This is a genomic window from Streptomyces sp. NPDC028368, assembly GCF_055565615.1.
Genome location: NZ_JBVHTY010000014.1, coordinates 106,343 through 129,793, shown reverse-complemented (window position 1 = coordinate 129,793; position 23,451 = coordinate 106,343). Strand labels below are relative to the sequence as shown.

Below are 23,451 nucleotides of genomic sequence, written 5' to 3'. Positions count from 1 at the left end.
GCAGGCCCACCGGCACGGCAGCCGTTGTTCAATCGGTGAAGACGCCCACAGGAAAGGAGCAGCGGTGGAAACGAGTAACGCTTCGGCGGTTTCCCATGGCGACCGTGAATTGTCGCCGCGCCTGATTGTCCATCTCTTTCCGGGCCAGGGGGATTTCGCCGTCAGCCCCCTCGTCCGGGCGGCCCGCGCGCATGCCTGCGTACGCCAGGCGGTCACCGAGGTATTCGGGCAGGCGGAAGAGACCGGCCGCGAGTTCGGCATCGCGCCCATGGCGAAGGCCCTGCTGGGCGACTCGCCCCCCAGCGGCCGAGACCTCGCCGCCGCACCCATCGGTACGCCCCAACTCGCCCTGTTCTGCTCCTCGGTGGCCGTACACCGCGCGCTGTGTGCGATCGGCCTGGCGCCCGACCGGGTGCTCGGGGTCAGTTTCGGCGAGATCGCGGCGCTCACCGCGGCCGGCGTCTTCGAGGTCGCCGAGGGAGCCCGGATCGCCTGCCTGCTGGCGCGGCAGCTGGCCCACTGCGCGGGCGGTATGACGCTGATCGGGGCGGCGGAGTGCCGGACGCGCGCCCTGCTGCGCGAGGTCAACTCGCCGGATCTGGCGCTGGCCTGTGTGAACGACCCCGGAGAGACGGTCCTCAGCGGCCCCTGCGCCGACCTGCGCGAGGTGGAGGAACTGGCCCGGCGGCAGGGCCTGCCGGCCTCCCGGCTGAGGCTGCCGTTCTCCTCCCACCATCCCTCGCTGACCGGCCCGGCGGAGGCGTTCGCGGCCTCGATCCGTCCTGTCGCCGCACGCCCCGCCCGGATCCCGGTGATCTCCGCCGTTCACGGCGGCCCCTACCTGCCGGGCGACGATGTGCACCGGGGACTGGCGAACTGCCTGGTCAGGCCCGCGCGTCTGCCCAAGGTGCTGCACCGGTTGACCCACCGGCGCGGCGCGCTGCTGCTCGAGGCGGGTACCGGCCGCGCGCTGACCCGCAACGTGCAGCACACCCTCCCGCCCGCCGCGGCCGGTGCCTACGCGCCCCTCGCCGATCCCGGATTCCCCTGGCCGCACGCCGGTGCCCCGGCCACCTCGCGCACCGCCGGTCCGCCTTCCGCCCCCTGGAGCCGTCCCGATGACCACGCACCTGCCGTCCACCGGTGAACTGAACGAGATCGTCAACGGAACCTGCCCGGACGCCCTGCGCAGCCGTCTCATGAGCCTCCTGACGGCCGAGGACGACCCCGCGGCGGACGACCCTGCGGCGGACGACCCCGCGGCGCGCGGGGCCGCGGACGACGCCCACCGCATTCACCGACGGCTGCGCCAACTCGCCGAAACCCTGCCACCGCCCCGCGAGCTGTTCCGCGACCCGCAACGGCTCACCCTGCTCAGCGAGTGCGTCGCGGTCGCCGACCCGCCGCTGTACATGGCCGTCCTCTCCCATTACACGCTCTGCCTGGGATCGGTCATCGAGCTGACGGCCGACCCGGCCCGCCTCGGCCGCCAATGGGACGCGCTGGCGAGCGCCCGGTCCAAGGGCGTCTTCATGGTGACGGAGATCGGGGACGCCGGCAGCCACCTGGGGATCCGTACCACCGCGGAATTCGACCCGCACACCAGGGAGTTCGTGCTCCGCACCCCCGATGCCGGGGCGGCCAAATTCTCCGCCGTCGGCTCCCGCCGGATGCCGCAGACGGCCGTGGTCTGCGCACGCGTGCTGGCCGACGGGGCGGACCGGGGCGTGTTCTCCTTCGCCGTGGACCTCACCGACGAGCGCGGCCCGCTGCCCGGGGTGGAGATCTCCAGTCGCATCGAGGTCCCGGCGCTTCCGCTGGACTATGCGCTGGTGCGCTTCAAGGGCGTACGGCTGCACTACGAGCAGTGGCTCCGTGACCGTGCGCGTATCGACGACGGGGGTGCGTTCCACGATCCGCTCGGCACCCCGGACGCACGGTTGCCGCGGACCCTGTGCGTGGGGCAGGCCCTGTGGGCGACGCTGCCCTCGGCGATGGCCGCCATGGCGCGGGAGTGCTCGGTACGGGCACTGCGCTTCTCCGCACGCCGACGGGCCCACGGCCGGCTGGCCCCGGGGAAACCGGTGCTGGCCTACCGCAGCCAGCAGCACGCGCTGCTCGGATGCCTGGCCGAGTCCTTCGCCCTCACCTGCGCCGGCCGGACGGCACGGGAGATCTGGACCAGATCACGCGCTGCGGCCGGCCACCCACCGACGGCGCGCCGCGCGGACGGGATGACGTTCGCCCCGTGGACCGCCGTCGACCGTCCCCTCGCGGTGCTCAAGGCGCACGCGGTACGCGGCACCGCACGGGTGGCTGCCGAGTGCCAGCACCGGTGCGGCGTCGCGGGCTTCCTGCACCCCAACCTGCTGGCGGGGTACCACGGATTCGCCCACGCCTTCGACAGCGCCGGCGGCGACAGCCAGCTGATCCTGCTGGACGCCGGCCGGGCCCTCGCGGAGGAAACCGGCCGCGGCCGGGGCGCCGACGAGCCGCCGCCCGGCGTACCCGTGGACCATCCCGCTTGGTGGCCCGCCCTCGCCAGGGCCCAGGAGAGCCGGCTGACGGCGCAGCTGCGGCGAGCCCTGGCACACCGCACCCAGGCCGGCTCGGCAGGCCTGGAGCGCTGGAATCCGCTGCTGGACGCGGCACGCGAACTCGGCGAGGCGTATGGCAGCCGACTCGTGGCGGAGAGCCTGGCCGGCGCCCTCGCGACGGTCGGCGATCCCGGGCTCCAGGCGGTTTTGCGTCCCCTGGCGGCGCTGTACGGGGCGGTCGAGGCGCGCCGTCTCTCCGGCCGCCTCCTGGCCACCGGGGTGCTGAGCGCCTCCACCGTACGCGCGCTCCCCGCGGTGATGGACGGCCTGTGCGACCGCCTACTGCCGCATCTCCCCCTGCTGGACGAGGTCATGAGCGCGCCGGGCGGTGCGGCGGCCGCCCCGCTGGGCGCCCGCGACTACGCCACGGCGTTGACCGAATCCCTCAACTGGCTACCGGAAAGGCCGTCATGAGCCACCCTCCCCCCGCGATGCCCCGTATCGGCGTACTGGGCATGGGCACCTACCTCCCCCGTGCCACCCGCACCAACCAGGACGTCGCGGGTGCGGCGGGCGTCACGCCGGAGTGGATCACCGAGCGCACCGGCGTGCACACCCGGCATATGGCCGAGGCGGAAGAGGCCGCCTCCGATCTCGCGGCGGCCGCCGTACGGGCCGCGGTGGCCGCCGCGGGCATCGACATCGACCAGCTCGACGTTCTGATCGCCGCCACCTCCACCCCCGACGAGCTGGGCCCCTCCACCGCCTGCCGGGTCCAGGCGCTGACCGGCGCGCGTCACGCGGTGGCGCTGGACGTCAGCGCGGCCTGCGCCGGCTGGCTGTTCGCTGCCAAAGTCGCCCACGACTGGCTGCGTTCGGGATCCGGCACACGGTATGCGGCGGTCGTCGGCGTCGAGGCGTACTCCAAGTTCGTCGACCCCACCGACCGGGGCACCGCCGTCCTCTTCGCCGACGGCGCGGCCGCCGCGATCCTGGGCCCGGTGCCGGACGGCCGCGGATTCGCCGACTTCCGCCTCGGCTCCGATGGCACCGGCGCCCACCACGTCCTCATCCCGGCCGGCGGCAGCCGCGCGCCGGCGAGCCCCGCCACGCTGGGGGAACACCGCCACCACATCCACATGGACGGCCGAGCGGTCCGCGACTTCATCGCCCGGATCTTTCCGCAGCTCGTCAGCGAGAGCCTGACCCGCAACCGGCTCCGCCTCGAGGACATCGACGCGTTCATCACCCACCAGCCCAACCCCGTGCTGCTGCGCGGCCTCGGCGAGCGCATCGGCATTCCGGCGGAGCGTCTGGTCATCGTCGGGGACGAGGTCGGCAACATCGGCGCGGCCAGCGCCCCGTACGCGCTGGCCACCGCCGCCGCACGCGGCCTGCTGCCCCGCGACGGCCGGATTCTCCTCGCCGTCTTCGGAGCGGGCGTGACCTGGGGCAGCGCGCTGCTGACCTGGACCGGGGCACCCGCCATCCGGATCGCTCCGGCCCGCAGACCGCACACCGCCCCGCCGCCCGCCAATGCCCCCGCTGTGCAAAGGAGTTCCTCATGACCGCTCTCGCCTCGTTCCGGCTGGACGGAGCGCGCGTCCTGGTGACGGGCGCCTCCCGCGGCATCGGCAAGGCGGTGGCCGTGGCGGTCGCCCAGGCCGGCGCCGATCTGGCACTGTCCGCGCGGACCTCGGACGCCCTCAAGGCAACCGCCGCACTCGTGGCGGAAGAAGGGCGCACCGCGGTCCTCGTACCGGGCGACCTCGCGCAGCCGGGGGCCGCGGAGACCGTGGTGGACGACGCCGCGGCGAGTCTCGGCGGCCTCGACACCGTGATCCACATCGCCGGCACGCTCCCCGCCCGGCCCGACGGCAGCCCCACCCTGGACCCCCTGCAGGACTCCACCCAGGAGGACTGGAACCAGGTCCTGTCGGTCAACCTCAACGCCACCGCGGCCCTGTGCCGACGGGCGCACCGTCACCTCGCCGCCTCGTCCCGGGCCGCCGTGGTGCTGATGTCCTCCCTCGCCGGCGTGGCCGGCACACCCAGGATGGAGGCCTACGCGGCATCCAAGGCGGCGCAGATCTCCCTCGCCCGCAGCCTCGCGGTCGGCTGGGCACGCGACGGCATCCGGGTCAATGCGCTGTGCCCGGGGTGGACCCGTACGGACATGACCGCCTTCGCCCACTCCACGGGGCCGCTGTCCGACTGGCTGATGGCCCATGTCCCCCTGGGCCGTTGGGCCGAGCCGGACGAGGTCGCCTGCGCCGCGCTCTACCTCGCGTCCCCTGCCGCGGCCTACCTCACCGGACAGGCACTGGTTCTCGACGGCGGCGCTTCGGTACCCGACGGCGGGCTCGCCGGAATCCCCAAACCGCCCTCCCCGTTCGCCGCCTGACCCACCCCCGAGAGGCGAGGACCGCCGACCATGACAAACCGGACTCCTACCGCCGTGCTCTGCGGCATCGGCACCTGTCTGCCCCCACGCGTGCTGTCCAACGAGGACGTGAAACGCCGCGGTGTGCTGGACACCACCGACGAGTGGATCCGCTCCCGCACCGGCATCGCCCACCGCCGCGCTGCCGAGGACGGTACGAGCACGAGCGACCTCGCGGTGGCCGCGGGGCGCGCCGCCCAGGCCTCCGCACGCATCCGCGCGGACCTGGTCCTGGTCGCGACCACCACCCCGGACCGCCGCTGCCCGGGAACCGCCCCCGAGGTCGCCCACCGGCTGGGCCTGGGGACCGTCCCCGCCTTCGACCTGGCGGCGGTGTGTTCCGGCTTCCTCTACGGCCTCACGGTCGCCACCGCGCTGCTGAGGACCGGAATCTGTGACCGGCCGCTGGTGATCGGCGCCGAGAAGTACTCCAGCATCATCGATCCGCTGGACCGCGACACCGCGGTGATCTTCGGCGACGGAGCCGGGGCGGTCCTGCTGCGCCCCGGGGATCCCTCCGAGCCGGGGGCGATCGCCGCCGTCGACTGGGGATCCGACGGCGCGGGCAGCGACCTCATCGCCATCTCCGCCGGCGGCTCCCGCCGGCCCGACACCTCCCGCCATCTGTGCCGCGAGGACCGCTACTTCCGGATGAGCGGCCGCGAGGTGTACGGGCACGCCGTACGCCGGATGACGGAATCCTCGCTGGCCGTGCTGGACCGGGTCGGCTGGCAGCCCGAGACCGTCGGCGCCTTCATCGGCCACCAGGCCAACCAGCGCATCCTCGACTCGGTCGCCGACCGGGTGGGCATCACACCGCGGTGCCGCTACGGCAACATCCGCGACGTCGGCAACACCGCCGCCGCCTCCATCCCGCTGGCCCTGGCCGATACGGCGCACCGCAAACTCGTCCGCCCCGGAACCCGCACGCTGCTCACCGCCTTCGGCGGCGGACTGACCTGGGGCTCGGCGGCGCTGAACTGGCCCGCCGCCCTGCCCTGGGCCCACGACCCCGAACCCCGCACCACCGGCAACACCCGCCCCACGAACAGGAAGAAGCAACCATGGAAACTGTCTACGACCACCTGGTGACCGTGCTGACCGACAAATTCGAGGTCGACGCCGAGGAGATCCACCCCGAAGCGTCACTGGCCGGACTGGAACTCGACTCGCTCGCCGTCGTCGAGCTCTACGTCACCCTTCAGGAACACTTCGACGTCCCGCTCCAAGAGGACGACTCCGCCGCCGAACTGACGCTGAAACAACTCGCCCAGGGCGTGGCGGCACAGCTGTCCGCGGAACGCACCCCGTCCGATCGCGGAGCCCCCCGGTGAACGGTCCCCTGCGGAACGAGGACATCGCCGTCACCGGCATCGGACTGGTCACGCCGGCCGGCACCGGGACCGCGCAGACCTGGGCGCGGGTCTGCGCGGGGCAGGGCACCGCGGCGGCGGACCCCGCGCTCACCGGTCTTCCGGTCTCCCTCTCCTGCCGCGTGCCGGACTTCGATCCGCGTACGCAGGTGCCCGGACCCAGGCCCTGGCGGCACGACCGGTTCACCCAGTTCGCGCTGGCTGCCGCTCATGAAGCCGTCGCCGATGCCGGACTGGACCCGGCCGGATGGGACGGCTCCCGGGTCGCGGTCGTCCTCGGATCGGCGGCCGGGGGAGTGGACACCTACGAGGACCAGTTCCGCAAGCTCCTGCACACCGGCCCCCGGGCGGTCTCCCCGCTCACCCTCCCCGCCTTCCTGCCCAACATGGCCTCGGGACAACTGGCCATCGCGCTGCGGGCCAACGGCCCGGTGCTGCACACCGCCACGGCCTGCGCGTCGGGCGCCACCGCCCTCGCCCTCGCGGCGCTGATGCTGGACACCGACGTGTGTGACATCGCCGTCGCCGGCGGGGCCGACGCCATGATCACGCCCCTGTGCGCGGCCGCCTTCGCGCGTATGGGGGCGCTCTCCCGCCGCCACGGCTCCCCGGCCGCCGCCTCCCGGCCGTTCGACGCCGCCCGCGACGGGTTCGTGCTGGCCGAGGGGGCGGGCGTCCTCGTGCTGGAGCGGGGCGCCGACGCGGCCGCCCGCCACGCACCGGTCCACGCCCGGCTCGTCGGATACGGCATGTCCGCCGACGCCCACCATCCAGTGGCCCCCGACCCCGCCGGACGCGGCCTCCACCGCGCCATGGCACAGGCGCTGCGCACGGCCGGCGCGGCCCCGCGCGACGTCGGGCACATCAACGCGCACGGGACCAGCACCCCGCTCAACGACCGCACCGAAGCCGCCGCTGTGCACCGCATGTTCGGCGCCGATCCCCCCTCGGTGACCGCCACCAAGGGCGTCATCGGCCACACCATGGGGGCGGCCGGCGCCATCGAGGCCGCCCTCACCGCTCTGACGGTCGAGCACCGGCTCGTCCCGCCCACCGCCAACTTCCACCGCCCCGACCCGGAAGCCGACCCACTGAACCTGGTGACCGGCACCCCCCGCCGCCAGGAAATCGACCTGGCACTCAGCAATTCCGCGGGCTTCGGCGGCCACAACACCGTCCTTGCCTTCCGGCCTGCCGCGGCCCCTTGCAGGTGATGACGGGGACCGGGGCCGGCCTCGGTGACGCATTGAGCCCCGTGCGTGAATACCGCGAAGTGGTGTCCGACGAAACGGACATGCCCACCGCATTCCGAGTCCGGGCGGCAGAACTCTCCACATGACGCCCGGAGTTTCTCTCTCATGGCGGAGATCTCGCCGCCGCAAATGCCCAGGCCTACGGGACAGCCCTTGGATGCGGCCCGGCCAGGAATCGGTGCGGGAGTTGAGCACCTCGCTGTCCGGCATAACCGGCATGACCGGCGGGGCGGTGGGAGCCGACGGGAACGGAATAACCCGGACAGTTACGAACCACCCCACGACACCACCGCAATACCACCATGTGACGTATATGAGTCAGCGTCAGCCCTGGGCAGGCCTGCGATTACCGCACTTGTAAAGTACGCGTCAGCAGTAACGGGGAAGCGGTCTCGACTTGTCGTCATGAGTCGTGGCCGGCGGAGTGCGCGGCATTGGGACGTGGCACTCATCGAAAGGGCCGGCGTCTGCCGGTCATCACCTCCCGCGCGGCGCCCGGCCCGGCCGGGAGGTGTGCGGGAGGCGTCTCCAGGACTGCCCGCGAGCGCAGCAGTTCGGCGCCGTGCCACCAATCCGTGTCCGAAAGGAAGTCTATGTCGTACCCTCCGCAGCCCGGAGGGCCAGGCGGCAACAACGCGTACGGACAGGCGCCTCCGCCTTCCCAGCCCGCCGGCTACCCTCCGGCAGCCCCAGGCCCCGCCCCCTCGTCGCCCTACCCGCCGATGGGCCAGGGCCCGGCGCCTCAGGGCGGCCCCTACGCCGCACAGCCCTGGCCGCCGCAGGCCGGCGGCCCGCTGTCGCCGCCGCCCTCGCCCCCGCCGTCCGGTGATGACAACAAGGGGCTGAAGCGGGCGGTCATCGGCGTGCTCGTCCTTGCCGTGCTGGCCGTCCTCGGGATCGGCGGGGTGGCGCTGGTCAAGGGCATGGGCGGCAACGACCTGCCCCAGGCCGCCGGCGGAGACGGGTCGGGAGAGCAGTTGCTCAGCGCGTCCGACATCACCAGCCTGCTGGACGGGCGGACCAAGGCGCTCAAGAGCGGCGACGAGGACACCTTCCTCTCCCCGTTCTCGGGCGAGGCGCGGACGCGCCAGAAGAAGATCTACGAGAATCTGCGCAAGGTGCCGTTCGCGCAGGCCAATTACCGCGTCCTGAAGCAGACCGGCACGGGCGACAACGACTACGGCGACGGCGCGACCGTCGCGCTCGACGTGGCGTTCGTCCACAAGATAGAGAACGTGGATGTCCAGCCGGTCGCCGAGTGGTACCGGTGGGTCATCAAGCGGGCCTCGAAAGCCGACAAGCCCTCCATCACGAAGGTGGGCGGGTCACCGTCCGCCTACGGCGCGAAGGGGTACGTCTATTACCCCGCGCCGTGGGACGTCTATGACGACATGTTCGTCAAAAAGCAGCCGCACAGCCTCGTCATCGCCGACAAGAAGAACGCGGCGCAGGCCGGCCGCTTCGCGCCGGCCATCGAAAAGGGCGCCGCGGACGACGTCTCCTTCTGGGCCGCGAACGCACCGACCGATACACCGACGCCCAAGTCGTTCGTGGTGAACCTCGAGCCCAACCGGAAGACCTACGCGACGCTGTACACGAGCTCGGAGAAGGACGTCGGCTGGGACGCGGGGATGAGCGTGGGAATGCCAGCGTTCACCGAGACGTACGAGGATGTCGAGGGCAAGCCGCAGTTCGGTGGCTCCCGGATCAAGATGGACCTCGGCGCGGGCTATTTCACCGGTAGTTCCTGGCAGCGCGGGGTATCGGAGATCACCCACCATGAGGTCGCGCACGCCCTCACACAGCCGCTGGACAAGGGCAATTACAGCATGCTGGTGATGGACGGCGGCCCGCGTTCGTGGGTGGTGGAGGGATTCGCCGACTACGTGGCCTTCCACTTCGACCCCCAGCGGGCCCAGAGCAAAATTCGTTCGGGCTTCTCCGACGGCGAGTTCGACGGCAAGCTGCCGGAGAGCGAACTCGGCTCCTATCCGCACAGCGTCGGCATGGACTACTCCCTCGGCTATCTCGCCATCAAGTACATCGAGAAGAAGAGCGGCCAGGCCGCGGCCCTGAAATTCGTCGTGGACCATTACCAGAACCCGAAGAAGCTGGACCAGCAGCTGCAGCAGGCCGTGGGCCAGAACACCGCCGCTTTCCAGGCCGGCTGGGCCCACTACGTCAGGAGCGTGGCCCGATGACCAACGCCAGTCCTCCCGGTCCGGCGGGCCCCACCGGCGGCCCGCCCCAGAATCCGCCCCCCGCGCCCGGGGGAGTGTCATGGCAGAAGGCCGCCCCGCAGCAGCAACAGCAGCCGCCTCAGCAGCCGTACCCGCAGCAACAGCAGCCTCAGCAACAGCACCCCCAGCAGCCGCAGCAGGGATACGGCTTCCCGCAGCAGACGCCGCATCCTCAGGCGCCCCCTCTGCCGCCCCAGGGTCACGGTGCCGTGCCGCCCGGCCGGCAGCCGTACGGCGGCGGCCAGCAGCCGCCGCCCCCGCCCGTCATGAACGGCGCGCCGCCCTATGGCGGCCCGCCCGCACCCCCCGCCGCGCAGACCCCGTACGCGTCCCATACGCCCTACGGCGCTCCCACCCCGCCCCCGGCGAAGAAGAGCAAGGCCGGCTTGATCATTCTGCTGGTCGTGGCTCTGGTGGTGCTGGGCGGAGCCGGCGTCGGAGGCTGGTTCCTGCTGTCCGGGTCCGACGAGGGCACCACCGTGATGTGGTCGCAGCCCGCCTACAAGGGCAAGCTGCCGCCTGGCGAGATGGCCCAGGAGGTACAGGGCACCTGGATCACCGGTAAGAACGTCATCCAGACCCTTCCGGACGGTGTGAAGGCCTACAACCTCACCAGCGGCAAACGCGTCTGGGCGACGCCGCTGCCCGGCGACAGCAACACCGCCTGCTCGGCCTCGCCCGAGTCGGACGGCGGCATCGGCCTGGTCGCGTTCGGCGACAACAAGGCCTGTGACCATCTCGCCGCATTCGATCTCAGCAGCGGCAAGCAGCTGTGGACGAAGAAGTTCACCAAACCCAAGCCCGTGAAGAAGAAAAACGGCGACAAGAGATTCACCCCGGGCGATGCCACCCCCGACGAAAAGGTCGGTAGTTACCGCCGCTCCGGCGACATCGTGGTCGCGAGCATGTACGGAGTCACGCAGGCGTTGAAGGTCTCCGACGGTTCTCCGGCATGGACGGCGGACCGCCCCGAAAAGTGCGACGGCGCCGGTACGTACACCGGAGGCAAGGCCCTGATCCGCGTACGCACCTGCAAGACCAAGCTGGTGGGCGGGGTGGATTACGACGAGGTCTCCAAGATCGACACCGCGACCGGCAAGCCCAAGTGGACTTACACCTTCCACCCTGAGAAGGGGGAGTTCGAGGCGGGCATGACCGTGGGCGGCAAGGTCATCAGCACCGACCCGGTCGTGCTGTACACGGGCCGGACAGACATGGGTCTGGTCTCCCTGGACGACGAGACGGGCAAGATCCGCAGTACCTTCTCCCCCCACACGCCGTCCAAATACCTGCAGACGCAAGACCCCGACGGCACCTCCTGGACGGTAGCCGGCGCTTTCGGGAACACCTTCGTCATCCGCGCCGCGGAAGGCGACAGTGACATGCTGTTGGCCGCCTACAACCTCGACAGCGGAAAGCTGCTGTGGAAGACCAAGGCGCAAAAGTTCTGGGACTACTTCCCGTTGCCGGGCGCGATCGGCAACAAGATCGTGGCCTTTGTGCGCACCGACGACAAGGAAAAGGGCCCGGAAATCGTCGAATACGACCCGAAGACCGGTACGCCGCACACCCTCGTCCAATACCCGAAGGAAGTCGACACGGGACTGGACAGCTCCGCCCGTCCCTATTGGAGCGACGGCCGGCTCTACATGACGGCAATCGGCAAAGCATGGACGCTGGACGTTAAGCCGTACTCCATAGTGGCCCTCAAGCTGCATCAGTAGCCCCGCGCCGCATCAGCAGCCACGGCTCCCGCTCCGGGGGCACCACGCGCCGCCCCGCTCGCCGCATTCATTCGGTGGGCGGGGCGGCGTTGCCGTTCCGGGCCCGCCGAAGGGGGTGCGGGGCGGTCAAACGCCGCGCCCGTGAGAGTTGTCCGGATCTTCGGGCACGCCTCATCCGCAGCCCGCGCACATTACGTAAGTACCAAGCAGGTGCTGCCCTGATGGGGCGCCCAAGAAGTGAGCTGATCCGCGGTGGGGCAGGCATGGCCGTGCTGGACGGTGGCCGGCACTGTCCGGCCGGTACACAAAACCGGGGGAGGAAAAGCGCTCATGCGCCACGACGGTCGCTCCTGCGGCCCTGGCCCGCTGCATCGGAAGAAGACGTCAACCGGGCGCGCGGCAGCGATAATTGGCGCCTTCCTCCTTGCGCTCTCCCTTGCCCTCGCCGACGGCGCCACCACGGCGGGTGCCACCGCTGCATCGCGTACGGAATCCGCCAAGGGGCGCCACGCCGCGACGAGAAGTGCTCGCGTCGTGACGATGCTTCGCGAAGGACATCACGCAGTCCAGGACACCAACCGCGCCCGGAGCACAGCCCATTGCCCGGCCGTCAGCGAGAACGCACAACTCGACCGGGCCGCGCGACAGCACGCCGTCTACATGGCCCGCACCGGCCGGCTCACCCACCGCGGCGCCGGGGGCACCTCCACGGGGCAGCGGGCACGCCGTCACGGATACCGCTGGTCGGCCGTGGGGGAGGCCATCGCCCAGGGCTACCGCGACGCCGACGCCGTGGTCGACGCCTGGATGGACAGCCCACCCCATCGGCGACTCCTCGTCACCTGCCGCTACCGCGACACAGGAGTGGGCGTCGCCCAACGCGACGGCAGGAACTGGTGGGTCCAGGTCCTGGCCGGCCCATAGACGCACCCGTCAGCGACCGAGCGACGCCGGGTCGGTTGCCAGGTCATCACCGGCCCTCTCATGGCCTGGCGAACGTCTGGACCTCGCGCGACGCAGCGTGATCAAATAGGGGATGGCATCGTTCTGGACCGGCAAACGGGTACGCCTGCGCGGCATCGAGCCTGACGACTGGAGCGCGTTCATGCGCTTCGCCGCGGACGAGGAGCGGTTCGGAGACCTGCTGCACCCACCTCGTTCCGCCGAGGGCCACCGCGCATGGGCGAAGGAACAAGCCGTTGCCACGCCCGATGGCGACTGCTTCCAGTTGGCAATCGAAGCCGCCGACACGGGGGAAACAGTCGGTGCTGTCGGCTCACATCACGCTGACCCCCGCGCGGGCTGGTTCGAATACGGCGTCACGATCGGCGCCGACCACCGGCGCAAGGGCTACGCGGCGGAGGCCGTAGTGCTGCTGCTGCGCTTCATGTTCGCCGAGCGGCGTTATCACAAGTGCCAAGCGCGGATCTTCGCGCACAACGAGATATCGCTGGCACTTCACCGTCGGCTCGGATTCATCGAGGAGGGACGCCTCCGCGATCAGGTGTTCTTCGCCGGCCGACACCACGATCTCGTCATGATGGGCATACTCGCCGACGAGTTCGCCCAACTGCACGGCGGACGAGCCGAGAGGCCAGGCCAGACGCCCTGAGGCCGCGAGGCGACCGCATCGATCCCCGCCGCCCGCACCCCACAGCCTCACCCCCTCACCAGAGACGAGGCTGAACGGCAAGCCGAGTGCCCGTTACCGCCTCCGTTCTCCTGTGGACCCGGAGGGCTCCACGGAGGGTGAGGCTAGATCTTGCGGTGGGCGAATGCCGAGCGTATCTGCTTGCTGTTCGCGATCAGGACGACGCCGAGCAGAAGGACTCCGCACACGGCCTGCTCGATCTTCAGCCATGCCGGAAAGGCACCGGGCACCGCAATGATGACGGCAATCGCCACCACCATGATCCCTGAGGCCAGCCGAAGCCGCAGATACGACCGGCTGTGGCCGCGGGCCGTCCGGGCAGCGAAAGAAGCCATGAGCAGGGACGTGGCGACGACGATGCTCGCCCGGACCCAGACGGCGTCGGTCACCATGTCGTGGTGGTCGCGCAGCAGGATGATGGCGAGGAGTGTGCACACGCTGAGGCCGACATAGCAGCCGACAAGCAGCTTGGTGCTGCGTAACGCCCGCCGGGTACGCGGGTGGCTCAGCCGTTCCCCGGAAGCTGTGGCGGGCTGCGGCGTACGCGTTGCCATGATGATCCTGATCCTCTCTCTTCCTTGCACCGCCGCCGGCGGCGAGGCTATTACCAGGATCCGGTGCGCTCGTCGCCTGGTCATCGTTCACTCGGACGAGCCGCGGGCCCCCGGCCTCAGGGACCCGCTCGGGGTTGCCCCGTAAGGGATTTGCGCGCGTGCTGCCAGGCCCGCCGGGCCCGCAAGCCGGTGCGGCTCGGACAGCGACAGCCGCTCGCCCCTCGCGCTATAGGCGCTCTTCCGGAGCCGGCACTCGTGAATCGTGCCGGTGGTGTGAGGCAGGGCCTCAACGACGGTTGTCCTCGACGTCGACCACCCGGGCGCCAGGGGAAGGAGGTTGGGTGCGCCGCCGCTTGAGGATGTTCACGTACGCGGCCAGGCCGATGACGCCGACGACCATCAAGATGACGCCGACCAGGTCGAGATTGACTCCGGCCATGTGCCAGTCCACCGCGAAGGTGAGGATCGCCCCCACCGCGAGCAGAGCAATACACCCGCCGATACCCATGATTTCCGCCTCCATAACTGTCGGGAGAGGGAGGAAGGCGTGCTGAAAGGCGGGTACCCGGGGGCGGGGCGTTCATGTCCGCGCGAGTGGGCGGGGGGCGGGAGTTCCGGGGTCAGCCGGCCCGGCGGGGAGCCTTGCCTGCCGTCTTCTTGGCCGTGGTCGTCTTCGCGGCGGCGGACTTGCCTTTGCTGCCGGCGGACTTCTGCGCGGTGCCGGCGGACTTCCTGGCGCGGCTCGCCTTGGGCGTACCGGCGGCCGTCTTCTTGGCCGCGGAGCCGGTGGATTTCTTCGTGTCCGCCGACCGGGTGCCCGTCCGCTCGGCGGCCGTCTTCTTCGTGGCGCTCTTCGTCGCCGGGCGGCCGGCCAGCGACATGACGGTGGCCGACTCGGTGTCCTCGTCCTCGCCGCGTGACCTCTTCGCGGCGCGCACGCTGTCCTGCAGGGCCGCCATCAGGTCCATCACCTGCGCGGCGGGCTGCTCCTCGGCGGTCTCGAAAGCCGGCTCGCGATGCGCCAGCTTCGCCGCCACGATCTCTTCGAGTGCCTCGCGGTAATGATCGTGTACGTCGCCCTCCGACAGCTCGCCATAGGAGTCCATCAGGCTCTCGGCGGCCGCCACCTCCTTGGTGGCCGCCTCCACCTCGCTGTCGGGCAGCACTCCGTCCATCGGGCGGATCTGGTCCGGCCACAGCAGGACCTGCATCACGAGGGTGTCCTCCACCGGACGGATCATGGCCAGTGTCTCCCGGCCGTGCAGCGCGACCTTCCCGAGCCCGACCCGTTGATGGCGTTCCATGGCGTCGCGCAGCAGGACGTACGGCTTGGTCGCGGCGGCGCCGTCGGCGCTGAGGTAGTAGCCCTTGTCCATCTGGAGGGGATCGATGTCGTCACCGGCGACGAAGGCGAGGATCGTCAGCGTCTTGGCGGTCGGCAGCGGCAGCGCCTCCAGATCCTGATCGGTCAGCGGTACGACCGTGCCGTCGTCCGTCCTGTAGCCCCGGCCGATCTCGTCCTGCATGACCTCGGCGCCCTCGAGCGAGCACACCGGCTGGTTGCGTACCCGGCCGCCGTCCGCCGTGTGGATGCGTACGAAACTGACCGACGCGGTCGTGTCCGTGGCGGAGTAGGCGGCCACCGGAATGGTGACCAGGCCGAAGCTGATGGAGAACTTCGCCGTGGGGCGCATGAGGCCCGCTTTCCTCGGTGCCTGCCGACGGGCCGGCGGATGGGTGTGTCGGCGCTGAAAGCCATGGTAGGTGGGTTGGCTGGGGTGTACATCTCAGGCGGTGGGAGGTGGAGAGGGACGGGTGGCTGCGCGCGACAGGCGTACGGCTCGTCATCGGACGTAACGGGACCGCGCACCACCTGGCGCATGGCGCCTGCCCAGGTCTCTCGATGCGGCACTGACAAGATGACGCAATGTTCGATTTTGGCATCGAAGGCTATCGGCCGCAGTGGTTGAACGGCCGTCGTGGAGTGGTGCGGGAGCATCAGCATCGGCTGCGTGCTCTCGCCGGTCGAACTCTGACGAGGGTCTGGATGGTCTGGGACCTACGGGATGACGAGTGGTTCTGTGACTGTCCCGTGCTGTTCGACTTCGATGGCGAGCAGATCGAAGTCAACCATCACAAGTTCGACGATCTCTCCCTCACGTGGAACACGATCGACCCCAGCCGTCCCGTCCAGTGGCCCGGCTTCGACCTGGAGTGGCGTCCTGAGCCGCTTGCCGCATTGCGCGCTCTGCGAGGGCTTTCCCTCCAGGGCGTCGAACTGCTCGAATGGACGGGCAACGATGCGGCTCGCGGGAACGTGGACGTCAGCTTTGTCTTCGAGACGAACCGGGCGATCGTCTTCAACGCCCTCGACGAGAACGGGCTGGAATTCGGACCGCCTGGTCGTCATCGGCGTTCGTACGCCCTCTACTGAGAAACGGGAGCGTGATGGAGCAGATGCGGTCCCGGCCGTGGTCCCAGGTGCCGGGGCGTGGACGCGCGGTGCGCGCGCTGCCCGCAAGCGGCTGACTGATCTTCGCTGAGAGCGGTGAGTTGATCCTGGCGTCTTCGCTCTCACCCTTCTCATCCGTGCGGGACAAGCGTCGCCTCCCTGGGGAGCAGTAACCGTTTCCGTATCCCCGGCTCGGGGGTAAACGGAAACGGAAGCTGATACGGAAGCTGAAGCGGAAGCACATACCGGTGCCGATACCAGTGCCGATACCGATACCGACACTGGCACAGTCGATCGACGGGGGATATCGCGTGGCCGCCACGGAATTCAGGGATGCGGGTCAGCGGGCCATCGTCCGGGAGCTGTTGGACCGGTATGGCGAGACCTACGCCGAACAATGTGGCATCAAGGTGCGCGACACTCCGCAGCCGCTGTACCAGGTCCTGGTGCTGGCCGATCTGCTCAGCACGCGGATCCGGGCCTCGGTGGCGGTCGCGGCGGCGCGGGCCCTGTTCGACGCGGGAATGAGCACCCCGCGCCGCATGCTGGACGCCGCATGGCAGCAACGCGTCGACGCGCTCGTCGCAGGGGGCTACCGGCGCTATGACGAGAGCACCGCCACCAGGCTCGGCGAGGGGGCCACGCTGCTGCTGGACGAGTACGGCGGTGATCTGCGGCGGATGCGGGAGGCGGCCGACGGCGATGCCGGCAAGCTCCGCCGGGCGCTTCAGGAGCTGCCGGGTGTCGGGCCTACGGGTTCCGCCATCTTTCTGCGTGAGGTGCAAGGGGTCTGGACGGAGTTCGCCCCGTTTCTCGACCCGAAGGCCGTACAGGGCGCGGAGCGGCTGGGGTTGCCGGGTGACGCGACGAAGCTGGCGCGGCTGGTCGAGGCGGAGGAGTTGGCCGCATTCGCCTCGGCGCTGGTGCGGGCGGCGCTGGACCGGGGGATCGCCGAACAGGTGCGGGAGGCCGCGGCGGGCTGACGGAACGCCGACATCAGCGGACCTCGCAAGGCCTCGCCAGGCCTCGTAGGCTCACCCCGCCCATGTCCAGTCCGCCACCTCCGGCAGATCCGTGCCGTGCTCGCGGATCCAGGCGTGATGGCGGGTGCGGACATCCGCCATCGCCTGGCGCAGCCCGACGGCGCGGACGCCGAGCCCGGGGACGCGGTCCACGACGTCCATGACCAGCCGATAGCGGTCGAGGTCGTTGCGTACGACCATGTCGAAGGGCGTGGTGGTGGTGCCCTCCTCCCGGTAGCCGCGGACGTGCAGATTGGCGTGGCCGGTGCGGCGGTAGCTGAGGCGGTGGATCAGCCAGGGGTAGCCGTGGTAGGCGAAGATGACCGGTTTGTCGGAGGTGAACAGGGCGTCGTACTCGGAGTCCGGCATCCCGTGCGGGTGTACTTCCGGGGGCAGGAGCCGGGCCATGTCGACGACGTTGACGACCCGTACGGCAAGTTCCGGCAGATGGCGGCGGAGCAGGCCGGCGGCGGCCAGGGTCTCCAGGGTGGGGACGTCGCCGGCGCAGGCCAGGACGACGTCCGGGGCGCAGCTGCCGTCCTCGGTGCCCGCCCAGGCCCAGGCGCCGGCGCCCCGGGCGCAGTGGGCACGGGCCTCGTCGAGGGTCAGCCAGTCGAAGCTCGGCTGCTTCCCGGCCACGATGACGTTGACGTAGTCGCGGCTGCGCAGCGCATGATCGGCCACCGAGAGCAGGGTGTTGGCGTCCGGCGGCAGATAGACGCGGACGACCTCGGGGCTCTTGTTGAGGATGTGATCGACGAAGCCGGGGTCCTGGTGGGAGAAGCCGTTGTGGTCCTGGCGCCAGACGTGTGAGGTCAGCAGGTAGTTGAGGGAGGCGATGGGACGGCGCCAGGGAATGCGGCGGGCGGTCCGCAGCCATTTGATGTGCTGGTTGACCATCGAGTCGACGATATGGGCGAACGCCTCGTAGCTGGCGAAGAGGCCGTGCCGCCCGGTGAGGAGATAGCCCTCCAGCCAGCCCTGGCACAGATGCTCCGAGAGGACCTCCATGACCCGGCCGTCGCGCGCCAGATGCTCGTCGGTGCCCAGCGTTTCGGCCTGCCAGTCCTTGCCGGTGGCCTCGTACAGGGCCTCCAGGCGGTTGGAAGCGGTCTCGTCGGGGCCGACGACGCGGAAGTCACGGCGCTCCGCGGTGGCCGCCATGACGTCACGCAGCAGGCCGCCGAGCACCCGGGTCGGCTCGTGCAGTGCGCTGCCGGGCTTGCCGACGTCCACCGCGTGGCGTTCCAGGGGCGGGATCGGCAGGTCGCGCAGGAGGAGCCCGCCGTTGGCGCGCGGATTGGCGCCCAGCCGCCGGGAGCCCTCGGGCACGCAGGCGAGTACGTCCGGCCGGGGCGCGCCCGAGGCGTCGAAGAGCTCCTCCGGGCGGTACGAACGCAGCCAGGCCTCCAGCTGATGGCGGTGGTCGGCATGGTCGCGTACGCCGGACAGCGGGACCTGGTGCGCGCGCCAGGTGCCCTCGACGAGCCGGCCGTCGACCTCGTGCGGGCCGGTCCAGCCCTTGGGGGTGCGCAGCACGATCACCGGCCAGTGCGGCCGCTCCGTCTCGCCTCCGGTACGGGCCCGGCGCTGGATGTCGCCGATCCGGTCCAGCGCCCGGTCCATGGCGGCGGCCAGCGCGTCGTGGACCCTCGCGGGGTCGTTGCCGACGACGTACAGCGGGTCGTGGCCGTAGCCGCGCAGCAGGGCGTCCAGCTCGTCGTGCGGGATCCGGGCGAGCACCGCCGGATTGGCGATCTTGTAGCCGTTGAGGTGGAGGATCGGCAGGACGGCGCCGTCCTGCACCGGATTGAGGAATTTGGTGGCGTGCCAGGACGCGGCGAGCGGCCCCGTCTCCGCCTCGCCGTCCCCGATCACGCAGGCGACCAGCAGTCCCGGGTTGTCGAACGCCGCTCCGTAGGCATGCGTGAGGGAGTAGCCGAGTTCGCCGCCCTCGTGGAGGGAGCCGGGCGTCTCCGGGGCGACATGGCTGGGCACGCCGCCGGGGAAGGAGAACTGCCGGAACAGCCGCGCCATGCCCGCGCGGTCCCGGCTCACATCGGGATAGGTCTCGCTGTACGTACCGTCGAGCCAGGAATTGGCCAGTACGGCGGGACCTCCGTGGCCCGGACCCCATACGCACAGCGCGTCCAGATCGCGGGCCTTGATGACGCGGTTGAGGTGGGTGTGCACCAGGTTCAGGCCCGGTGAGGTGCCCCAGTGGCCGAGCAGCCGCGGTTTGATGTGCTCGGGGCGCAGGGGCTCGGTCAGCAGGGGATTGGCCATCAGGTAGATCTGCCCGGCGGCCAGATAGTTGGCCGCTCGCCAGTGGGCGTCCAGGGTCCGCGCTTCGGCGGCGTCGAGGTGGCTCGGCGCGGGCGGCGGCGGTGCGTCGCGCATGCTCATCTCCTCGCGAGATAGCTCTCCGCCGCGATGATCGCCTCGCGGGCGGTGCGGCGGCCCGTCAGTACGCACAGGGTGTAGGCGACGTCCTCCAGCCGGCGGCGCCGGGCCCGATCGTGCGGCTCGGCCTGCACCAGGCGCTCCCACATGCGGTAGCGCCGCAGATGCGAAGCGAGCACAGTCTTGTCCGGCAGCAGCATGCTGTCTTCTCCCGCGTGGCGCTCGCATCCCGAATCGCTTCCCGAAACAGGAGGTGGGATGTCCCACCCTGCGTCCGTCACCGTGTGCGCGCAAGCGGAGGCAGCCCGTACGCAGGCCCGTGCGGGCCGTGCGGGCGGGCCGGCCGGAGGCGGTCGCGGGTATCGGCTAGTCGGGCGGTTCCGGGGCCGGGTGTTCGCCCGGTCCGGTGCCCGGCGGCTCCTTCGGGTGCGGGCCCGGTTCGTCCGGTTCCGGTTCGGCCGGACGGGGGTCGCGCGGCACGGGATCCGGTTCGCTCGGTACCGGGCCCGGTCCGTCGGGAAGCGGCTCAGTGGTCATGGCGACCCTCCTTCTTCTCCATGGTGCGCGCACGGCTCCCGGTGCGCGCGGTCCCCGGTGCCTAACCGACGGCCCGGGGCGTAAACGTGCGGCCGACCCGCGGTCGGTTCGCCGGGAAAACCCAGAAGTCCGATCGGCGCGCTGCTACGTTCGGGGCATGGGCGAACGTACGATCGACGGCAGCGCCGGGGACGTGGACTACGGCGCGGTGGGCGGCGGCTACATCGACTACCGCCGGCCCGATGAGCGCATCGCGGCCCGCATAGGGGACGCGCTCGGCAGCGCCCGTACGGTGGTCAACGTGGGCGCCGGCGCCGGTTCGTACGAGTCGGCCACGCTCGGGGTGACCCCCGTCGAGCCCTCGGCGGCGATGCGCGCCCAGCGGCCCGCCCATCTGGCCCCGGCAGTTGACGCCGTGGCCGAACAACTCCCCTTCTCCGACGGCTCGTTCGACGCGGCGATGGCGACGTTCAGCGTGCACCAGTGGAGCGACACCGCCGCCGGGCTGCGCGAGATGCGACGGGTGGCCCGCGGGCCGGTCGTGGTGCTGACCTGTGACCCGGATCTGGTGCGGGACTTCTGGCTGTACGAGTACGCGCCCGAGGTGCTGGACACCGAGGCGCGGCGCTACCCGCCGGTCGCCGAACTGGCCGACGCGCTGGGCGGACGCACCACCGTGCGGCCGGTCCCCGTCCCACTCGACTGCTCGGACGGCTTCAACGAGGCGTACTACGGCCGCCCGGAACGCCTCCTCGAGCCCGGTGCGCGGCAGGCGTGTTCGGCGTGGAGCTTCGTGGACGAGGGGGTGCGGGCACGGTTCGCCGCGGACCTGCGGCGCGACCTGGACAGCGGCGCATGGGACCGGCGCTTCGGCACACTGCGCCAACAGCCCTTCTTCGAAGGCTCGTTGGTGATCGTACGGTCGGTACCGGACTGACCGCCACCGGACGGACCGCACGCCCCGCGGCGCGCCTACCGCCGCAACGGCCGGACCGGCCGGACCGGCCGCTTCGGTACACGTCCCGCCCGTAGCGTTCGTCGGCCGCGAGCTGCGTGACGACCACAGCTGCGCCCCGTGTTCGCGCATCAGGTCCTGGACGTGGACCGTGGCGCGCCGGTCACGGGAGAAGGCGCCGTCACCTCCCCGCCCGGCACGTCATACGAGGTCCGCCAACGGCACCCCGGGGTCCGCGAGCCGCGCCGGATCGACCGTCCGCCCACTGGACACCAGCGCCCGGATCGGCTCCACCACATCCCAGACATTGACGTTCATCCCGGCCAGCACCCGGCCACCGGAGAGCCAGAAAGCGATGAACTCACGGCGCGCCGTATCACCACGGAAGACCACGCGGTCGTAGCCACCGGGCGCCACATACCCCGTGTACTCCATCCCCAGGTCGTACTGATCGGTGAAGAAGTACGGCAGGCGGTCGAAAGCCACGTCCTGGCCGAGCATCGCCTTGGCCGCGGCCTGCGGCTGGTGGAGCGCGTTGGCCCAGTGCTCGACCCGCAGGTGCGTGCCCAGTACGGGATGGAAGGCGTTCGCGACATCACCGGCGGCGTGGATGTCCGGATGGGAGGAGCGCAGCTGCGCGTCCACCAGGACGCCGTTGTCCACCTCGAGCCCGGCGTCCTGGGCCAGCCGGCTGTTGGGCGTGACGCCGATGCCGATGATCACCGCGTCCGCCGGGACCGCGGTGCCGTCCGCCAGCAGTACTCCGTCCGTGTGGCCGAGCGTGCCGGTGATCTCCGCGACCTCCACGCCGCAGCGGAGGTCGACCCCGTGATCGGTGTGCAGATCCGCGAAGACCCGCGCGACCTCGGGGCCCAGCACCTGGAGCAGCGGCAGCTCCGCCGCCTCCAGCACGGTCACCTCGACGCCCGCGGCACGGGCGGCGGCCGTGGTCTCCAGCCCGATCCAGCCGGCGCCGATCACCGCGATACGGGTGGCGTGCCGGAACTCCTCCCGGAGCCGGTCACTGTCCCCCAGCCGCCGCAGAGAGTGCACCCCGTCGAGCTCCGCACCCGGCACCACCAGCGGACGCGGCTCCGCCCCGGTGGCCAGCAGCAGCTTCGCGTAGCCCTGCCGGCTGCCGTCGGCGAGGGTCAGCTCGTGGGCCGCCGGATCGATCGCGCCGACCGCCGTCCCCAGCCGCAGGTCGACGTCGTGGTCGTCGTACCACCGGGACGGATGCACATACACCTTCTCCAGCCCCGACGTGCCCATGAGATACCCCTTGGACAGCGGCGGCCGCTCATACGGACGCTCACTCTCGTCCCCCAGCAGCACAAGAGGCCCGTCGAACCCCTCCTCGCGCAGCGTCTCCGCCGCCTTCGCCCCGGCCAGCCCCGCTCCGGCGATCACCAACGCATTGCTCGTGGACATTCCCGCTCAGCTCCCTGTGTCCGGCGCTCCAGGGCCACAGGTACCCGCTGAGCGGGCGTACGGATCCCGCCGATGGTGTTGCCGGACCGGCGGGGAAGCCCGCGCCGGTCCGGCACCGCTCACCCGCTCCGGTGCTCCCGCAGCGCCCGCGCCGCCAGATCGCGGTCCTCGCCGAGGACGAAGGCGGTGACGCCGTCGGCGCGCCACTGCGCGCGGCGCTCCGGGGTGCTGGACATGGCGCAGAACGGGATGGAGTAGCGGGTGCAGGATGCGTGGAGGGTGCGGACGGCCTCCTGGACGCGGGGGTGGCGGACCTGCCAGGGGACCCCGTAGGACTGGGAGAGGTCGCCGGGGCCGGGCAGGACGAGGTCGACGCCGCCGGGGGCGAGGATCTCGTCGATGGCGGCGACGCCCTCGGCGTCCTCGATCAGGGCGATGAGCATGATCTCGGCGTTGGCCCGCCGGATGTACTCGCTGAGGTCGATCCGCCCGAAGCCGGGTCCGCGGCCGCCGTTGAGGGAGCGCATGCCCTCGGGGGCGTAGCGGGCGGCGCGGATCGTGGCATCCACGTCCGCGCGGGTGCGCACATGCGGGACGACGATGCCCATGGCGCCGGCGTCCAGGGCGCGCAGTACGCCACCGGGGTCGGCCTCGGGGACGCGGACGAACGGGGTGAGGCCGGTGGCTTCGGCGGCCCGGATCAGGTTTTCCAGCTGCTGCGGGTCCACCAGGGTGTGTTCGGTGTCCAGGATCACGAAGTCGTAGCCCGCGCAGCCGATCATTTCGATCATGGTGGGCTCGGGGAGCGTGCTGAACAGGCCGTGGACCTCCTCACCCGCGGCGAGTCTGCGCCGGACCTGGTTGGGGCGGAGCACC

General features: G+C 71.1%; 23 protein-coding genes. 14 read left to right on the top strand and 9 right to left on the bottom strand.

What is annotated here, in order from left to right:
- The first annotated feature begins 64 nt into the window (after nt 1-64).
- From ACZ4S3_RS29015 to ACZ4S3_RS28980, 8 genes are all read left to right on the top strand, one after another.
- Entirely contained in the window at nt 65-1,147 is a 1,083-nt protein-coding gene (locus ACZ4S3_RS29015) for an ACP S-malonyltransferase (RefSeq protein WP_467939255.1), read from the top strand.
- Complete coding sequence (locus ACZ4S3_RS29010) at nt 1,119-3,011, top strand: acyl-CoA dehydrogenase family protein (protein ID WP_467939253.1); 1,893 nt, start codon at nt 1,119-1,121, stop codon at nt 3,009-3,011. Before ACZ4S3_RS29015 ends, ACZ4S3_RS29010 begins: the two co-directional genes overlap by 29 nt.
- Nucleotides 3,008-4,105, top strand: coding sequence for a 3-oxoacyl-ACP synthase III family protein (locus ACZ4S3_RS29005; protein ID WP_467939251.1), 1,098 nt, complete (start codon nt 3,008-3,010; stop codon nt 4,103-4,105). Before ACZ4S3_RS29010 ends, ACZ4S3_RS29005 begins: the two co-directional genes overlap by 4 nt.
- The gene (locus ACZ4S3_RS29000; RefSeq protein WP_467939249.1) at nt 4,102-4,941 is read left to right on the top strand and encodes an SDR family NAD(P)-dependent oxidoreductase; all 840 of its coding nucleotides are present in this window, start codon (nt 4,102-4,104) and stop codon (nt 4,939-4,941) included. The genes ACZ4S3_RS29005 and ACZ4S3_RS29000 overlap by 4 nt, the downstream gene beginning before the upstream one ends.
- A gap of 30 nt (nt 4,942-4,971) precedes the next feature.
- Nucleotides 4,972-6,072, top strand: coding sequence for a beta-ketoacyl-ACP synthase III (locus ACZ4S3_RS28995; protein ID WP_467939247.1), 1,101 nt, complete (start codon nt 4,972-4,974; stop codon nt 6,070-6,072).
- Nucleotides 6,045-6,314, top strand: coding sequence for an acyl carrier protein (locus ACZ4S3_RS28990; protein ID WP_467939245.1), 270 nt, complete (start codon nt 6,045-6,047; stop codon nt 6,312-6,314). Before ACZ4S3_RS28995 ends, ACZ4S3_RS28990 begins: the two co-directional genes overlap by 28 nt.
- Nucleotides 6,311-7,567, top strand: a complete 1,257-nt coding sequence (locus ACZ4S3_RS28985) for a beta-ketoacyl-[acyl-carrier-protein] synthase family protein (protein ID WP_467939243.1) — start codon at nt 6,311-6,313, stop codon at nt 7,565-7,567. Before ACZ4S3_RS28990 ends, ACZ4S3_RS28985 begins: the two co-directional genes overlap by 4 nt.
- Nucleotides 7,568-8,328: 761 nt before the next feature.
- Nucleotides 8,329-9,807, top strand: coding sequence for a hypothetical protein (locus ACZ4S3_RS28980; protein ID WP_467939241.1), 1,479 nt, complete (start codon nt 8,329-8,331; stop codon nt 9,805-9,807).
- Between the two features lie 77 nt (nt 9,808-9,884).
- Here ACZ4S3_RS28980 and ACZ4S3_RS28975 read toward each other — a convergent pair whose 3' ends face one another.
- A complete protein-coding gene (locus tag ACZ4S3_RS28975; protein ID WP_467939239.1) occupies nt 9,885-10,016 on the bottom strand; it encodes a hypothetical protein in 132 nt (43 codons plus the stop codon).
- A gap of 39 nt (nt 10,017-10,055) precedes the next feature.
- On the opposite strand from ACZ4S3_RS28975, the gene ACZ4S3_RS28970 reads away from it, so the two are divergent.
- From ACZ4S3_RS28970 to ACZ4S3_RS28960, 3 genes are all read left to right on the top strand, one after another.
- Entirely contained in the window at nt 10,056-11,570 is a 1,515-nt protein-coding gene (locus ACZ4S3_RS28970; RefSeq protein WP_467939237.1) for an outer membrane protein assembly factor BamB family protein, read from the top strand.
- Nucleotides 11,571-12,110: 540 nt separating this feature from the next.
- Nucleotides 12,111-12,494 (top strand): CAP domain-containing protein, encoded by a 384-nt coding sequence (locus tag ACZ4S3_RS28965; protein WP_467939464.1) that lies wholly within the window; start codon nt 12,111-12,113, stop codon nt 12,492-12,494.
- Between the two features lie 112 nt (nt 12,495-12,606).
- Entirely contained in the window at nt 12,607-13,182 is a 576-nt protein-coding gene (locus ACZ4S3_RS28960; protein ID WP_467939235.1) for a GNAT family N-acetyltransferase, read from the top strand.
- A gap of 143 nt (nt 13,183-13,325) precedes the next feature.
- Here the strand turns inward: ACZ4S3_RS28960 and ACZ4S3_RS28955 are convergent, their stop codons facing one another.
- The 3 genes from ACZ4S3_RS28955 to ku all read right to left on the bottom strand — a co-directional run bounded on the left by ACZ4S3_RS28955 (nt 13,326) and on the right by ku (nt 15,469).
- Nucleotides 13,326-13,775, bottom strand: coding sequence for a hypothetical protein (locus ACZ4S3_RS28955; RefSeq protein ID WP_467939233.1), 450 nt, complete (start codon nt 13,773-13,775; stop codon nt 13,326-13,328).
- Nucleotides 13,776-14,061: 286 nt separating this feature from the next.
- The gene (locus ACZ4S3_RS28950) at nt 14,062-14,283 is read right to left on the bottom strand and encodes a DUF6458 family protein (protein WP_467939231.1); all 222 of its coding nucleotides are present in this window, start codon (nt 14,281-14,283) and stop codon (nt 14,062-14,064) included.
- A gap of 112 nt (nt 14,284-14,395) precedes the next feature.
- The gene (ku, locus tag ACZ4S3_RS28945) at nt 14,396-15,469 is read right to left on the bottom strand and encodes a non-homologous end joining protein Ku (protein WP_467939229.1); all 1,074 of its coding nucleotides are present in this window, start codon (nt 15,467-15,469) and stop codon (nt 14,396-14,398) included.
- 233 nt (nt 15,470-15,702) lie between these two features.
- Between ku and ACZ4S3_RS28940 the strand changes: the two genes are divergently transcribed.
- Entirely contained in the window at nt 15,703-16,209 is a 507-nt protein-coding gene (locus ACZ4S3_RS28940) for a hypothetical protein (RefSeq protein WP_467939227.1), read from the top strand.
- A gap of 329 nt (nt 16,210-16,538) precedes the next feature.
- On the top strand, nt 16,539-17,210 hold the full coding sequence (locus tag ACZ4S3_RS28935; protein WP_467939225.1) for an endonuclease: 672 nt from the start codon (nt 16,539-16,541) through the stop codon (nt 17,208-17,210).
- Between the two features lie 51 nt (nt 17,211-17,261).
- Here the strand turns inward: ACZ4S3_RS28935 and ACZ4S3_RS28930 are convergent, their stop codons facing one another.
- The 3 genes from ACZ4S3_RS28930 to ACZ4S3_RS28920 all read right to left on the bottom strand — a co-directional run bounded on the left by ACZ4S3_RS28930 (nt 17,262) and on the right by ACZ4S3_RS28920 (nt 20,189).
- Nucleotides 17,262-19,649, bottom strand: coding sequence for a phosphoketolase family protein (locus ACZ4S3_RS28930; RefSeq protein WP_467939223.1), 2,388 nt, complete (start codon nt 19,647-19,649; stop codon nt 17,262-17,264).
- A 2-nt stretch (nt 19,650-19,651) separates the two neighbouring features.
- On the bottom strand, nt 19,652-19,852 hold the full coding sequence (locus ACZ4S3_RS28925) for a DUF5133 domain-containing protein (RefSeq protein ID WP_467939221.1): 201 nt from the start codon (nt 19,850-19,852) through the stop codon (nt 19,652-19,654).
- Nucleotides 19,853-20,018: 166 nt separating this feature from the next.
- Nucleotides 20,019-20,189: a hypothetical protein gene (locus ACZ4S3_RS28920; RefSeq protein WP_467939219.1), complete on the bottom strand. Its 171-nt coding sequence runs from the start codon at nt 20,187-20,189 to the stop codon at nt 20,019-20,021.
- A gap of 157 nt (nt 20,190-20,346) precedes the next feature.
- Here ACZ4S3_RS28920 and ACZ4S3_RS28915 point away from each other — a divergent pair, with 157 nt between their 5' ends.
- Nucleotides 20,347-21,126, top strand: coding sequence for a class I SAM-dependent methyltransferase (locus ACZ4S3_RS28915; protein ID WP_467939218.1), 780 nt, complete (start codon nt 20,347-20,349; stop codon nt 21,124-21,126).
- Between the two features lie 219 nt (nt 21,127-21,345).
- Here ACZ4S3_RS28915 and ACZ4S3_RS28910 read toward each other — a convergent pair whose 3' ends face one another.
- Together ACZ4S3_RS28910 and ACZ4S3_RS28905 are read right to left on the bottom strand one after the other, a co-directional pair.
- Nucleotides 21,346-22,575 (bottom strand): NAD(P)/FAD-dependent oxidoreductase, encoded by a 1,230-nt coding sequence (locus ACZ4S3_RS28910; protein ID WP_467939217.1) that lies wholly within the window; start codon nt 22,573-22,575, stop codon nt 21,346-21,348.
- Between the two features lie 119 nt (nt 22,576-22,694).
- The gene (locus ACZ4S3_RS28905; RefSeq protein WP_467939215.1) at nt 22,695-23,450 is read right to left on the bottom strand and encodes an HpcH/HpaI aldolase family protein; all 756 of its coding nucleotides are present in this window, start codon (nt 23,448-23,450) and stop codon (nt 22,695-22,697) included.
- Nucleotide 23,451: the final 1 nt, after the last annotated feature.

Bases quoted from the DNA above. Each gene is read 5' to 3' on its own strand.
- ACZ4S3_RS28965 (WP_467939464.1), top strand. From the start codon at position 12,111: ATGCTTCGCGAAGGACATCACGCAGTCCAGGACACCAACCGCGCCCGG.
- ACZ4S3_RS28990 (WP_467939245.1), top strand. From the start codon at position 6,045: ATGGAAACTGTCTACGACCACCTGGTGACCGTGCTGACCGACAAATTC.
- ACZ4S3_RS28940 (WP_467939227.1), top strand. From the start codon at position 15,703: ATGTTCGATTTTGGCATCGAAGGCTATCGGCCGCAGTGGTTGAACGGC.
- ACZ4S3_RS28910 (WP_467939217.1), bottom strand. From the start codon at position 22,575: ATGTCCACGAGCAATGCGTTGGTGATCGCCGGAGCGGGGCTGGCCGGG.
- ACZ4S3_RS29000 (WP_467939249.1), top strand. From the start codon at position 4,102: ATGACCGCTCTCGCCTCGTTCCGGCTGGACGGAGCGCGCGTCCTGGTG.
- ACZ4S3_RS28995 (WP_467939247.1), top strand. From the start codon at position 4,972: ATGACAAACCGGACTCCTACCGCCGTGCTCTGCGGCATCGGCACCTGT.
- ku (WP_467939229.1), bottom strand. From the start codon at position 15,469: ATGCGCCCCACGGCGAAGTTCTCCATCAGCTTCGGCCTGGTCACCATT.
- ACZ4S3_RS28955 (WP_467939233.1), bottom strand. From the start codon at position 13,775: ATGGCAACGCGTACGCCGCAGCCCGCCACAGCTTCCGGGGAACGGCTG.
- ACZ4S3_RS28950 (WP_467939231.1), bottom strand. From the start codon at position 14,283: ATGGGTATCGGCGGGTGTATTGCTCTGCTCGCGGTGGGGGCGATCCTC.
- ACZ4S3_RS29010 (WP_467939253.1), top strand. From the start codon at position 1,119: ATGACCACGCACCTGCCGTCCACCGGTGAACTGAACGAGATCGTCAAC.
- ACZ4S3_RS28915 (WP_467939218.1), top strand. From the start codon at position 20,347: ATGGGCGAACGTACGATCGACGGCAGCGCCGGGGACGTGGACTACGGC.
- ACZ4S3_RS28960 (WP_467939235.1), top strand. From the start codon at position 12,607: ATGGCATCGTTCTGGACCGGCAAACGGGTACGCCTGCGCGGCATCGAG.
- ACZ4S3_RS28975 (WP_467939239.1), bottom strand. From the start codon at position 10,016: ATGCGGCGTCTGCTGCGGGAAGCCGTATCCCTGCTGCGGCTGCTGGGG.
- ACZ4S3_RS29005 (WP_467939251.1), top strand. From the start codon at position 3,008: ATGAGCCACCCTCCCCCCGCGATGCCCCGTATCGGCGTACTGGGCATG.
- ACZ4S3_RS28920 (WP_467939219.1), bottom strand. From the start codon at position 20,189: ATGACCACTGAGCCGCTTCCCGACGGACCGGGCCCGGTACCGAGCGAA.
- ACZ4S3_RS28980 (WP_467939241.1), top strand. From the start codon at position 8,329: ATGGGCCAGGGCCCGGCGCCTCAGGGCGGCCCCTACGCCGCACAGCCC.
- ACZ4S3_RS28925 (WP_467939221.1), bottom strand. From the start codon at position 19,852: ATGCTGCTGCCGGACAAGACTGTGCTCGCTTCGCATCTGCGGCGCTAC.
- ACZ4S3_RS28930 (WP_467939223.1), bottom strand. From the start codon at position 19,649: ATGCGCGACGCACCGCCGCCGCCCGCGCCGAGCCACCTCGACGCCGCC.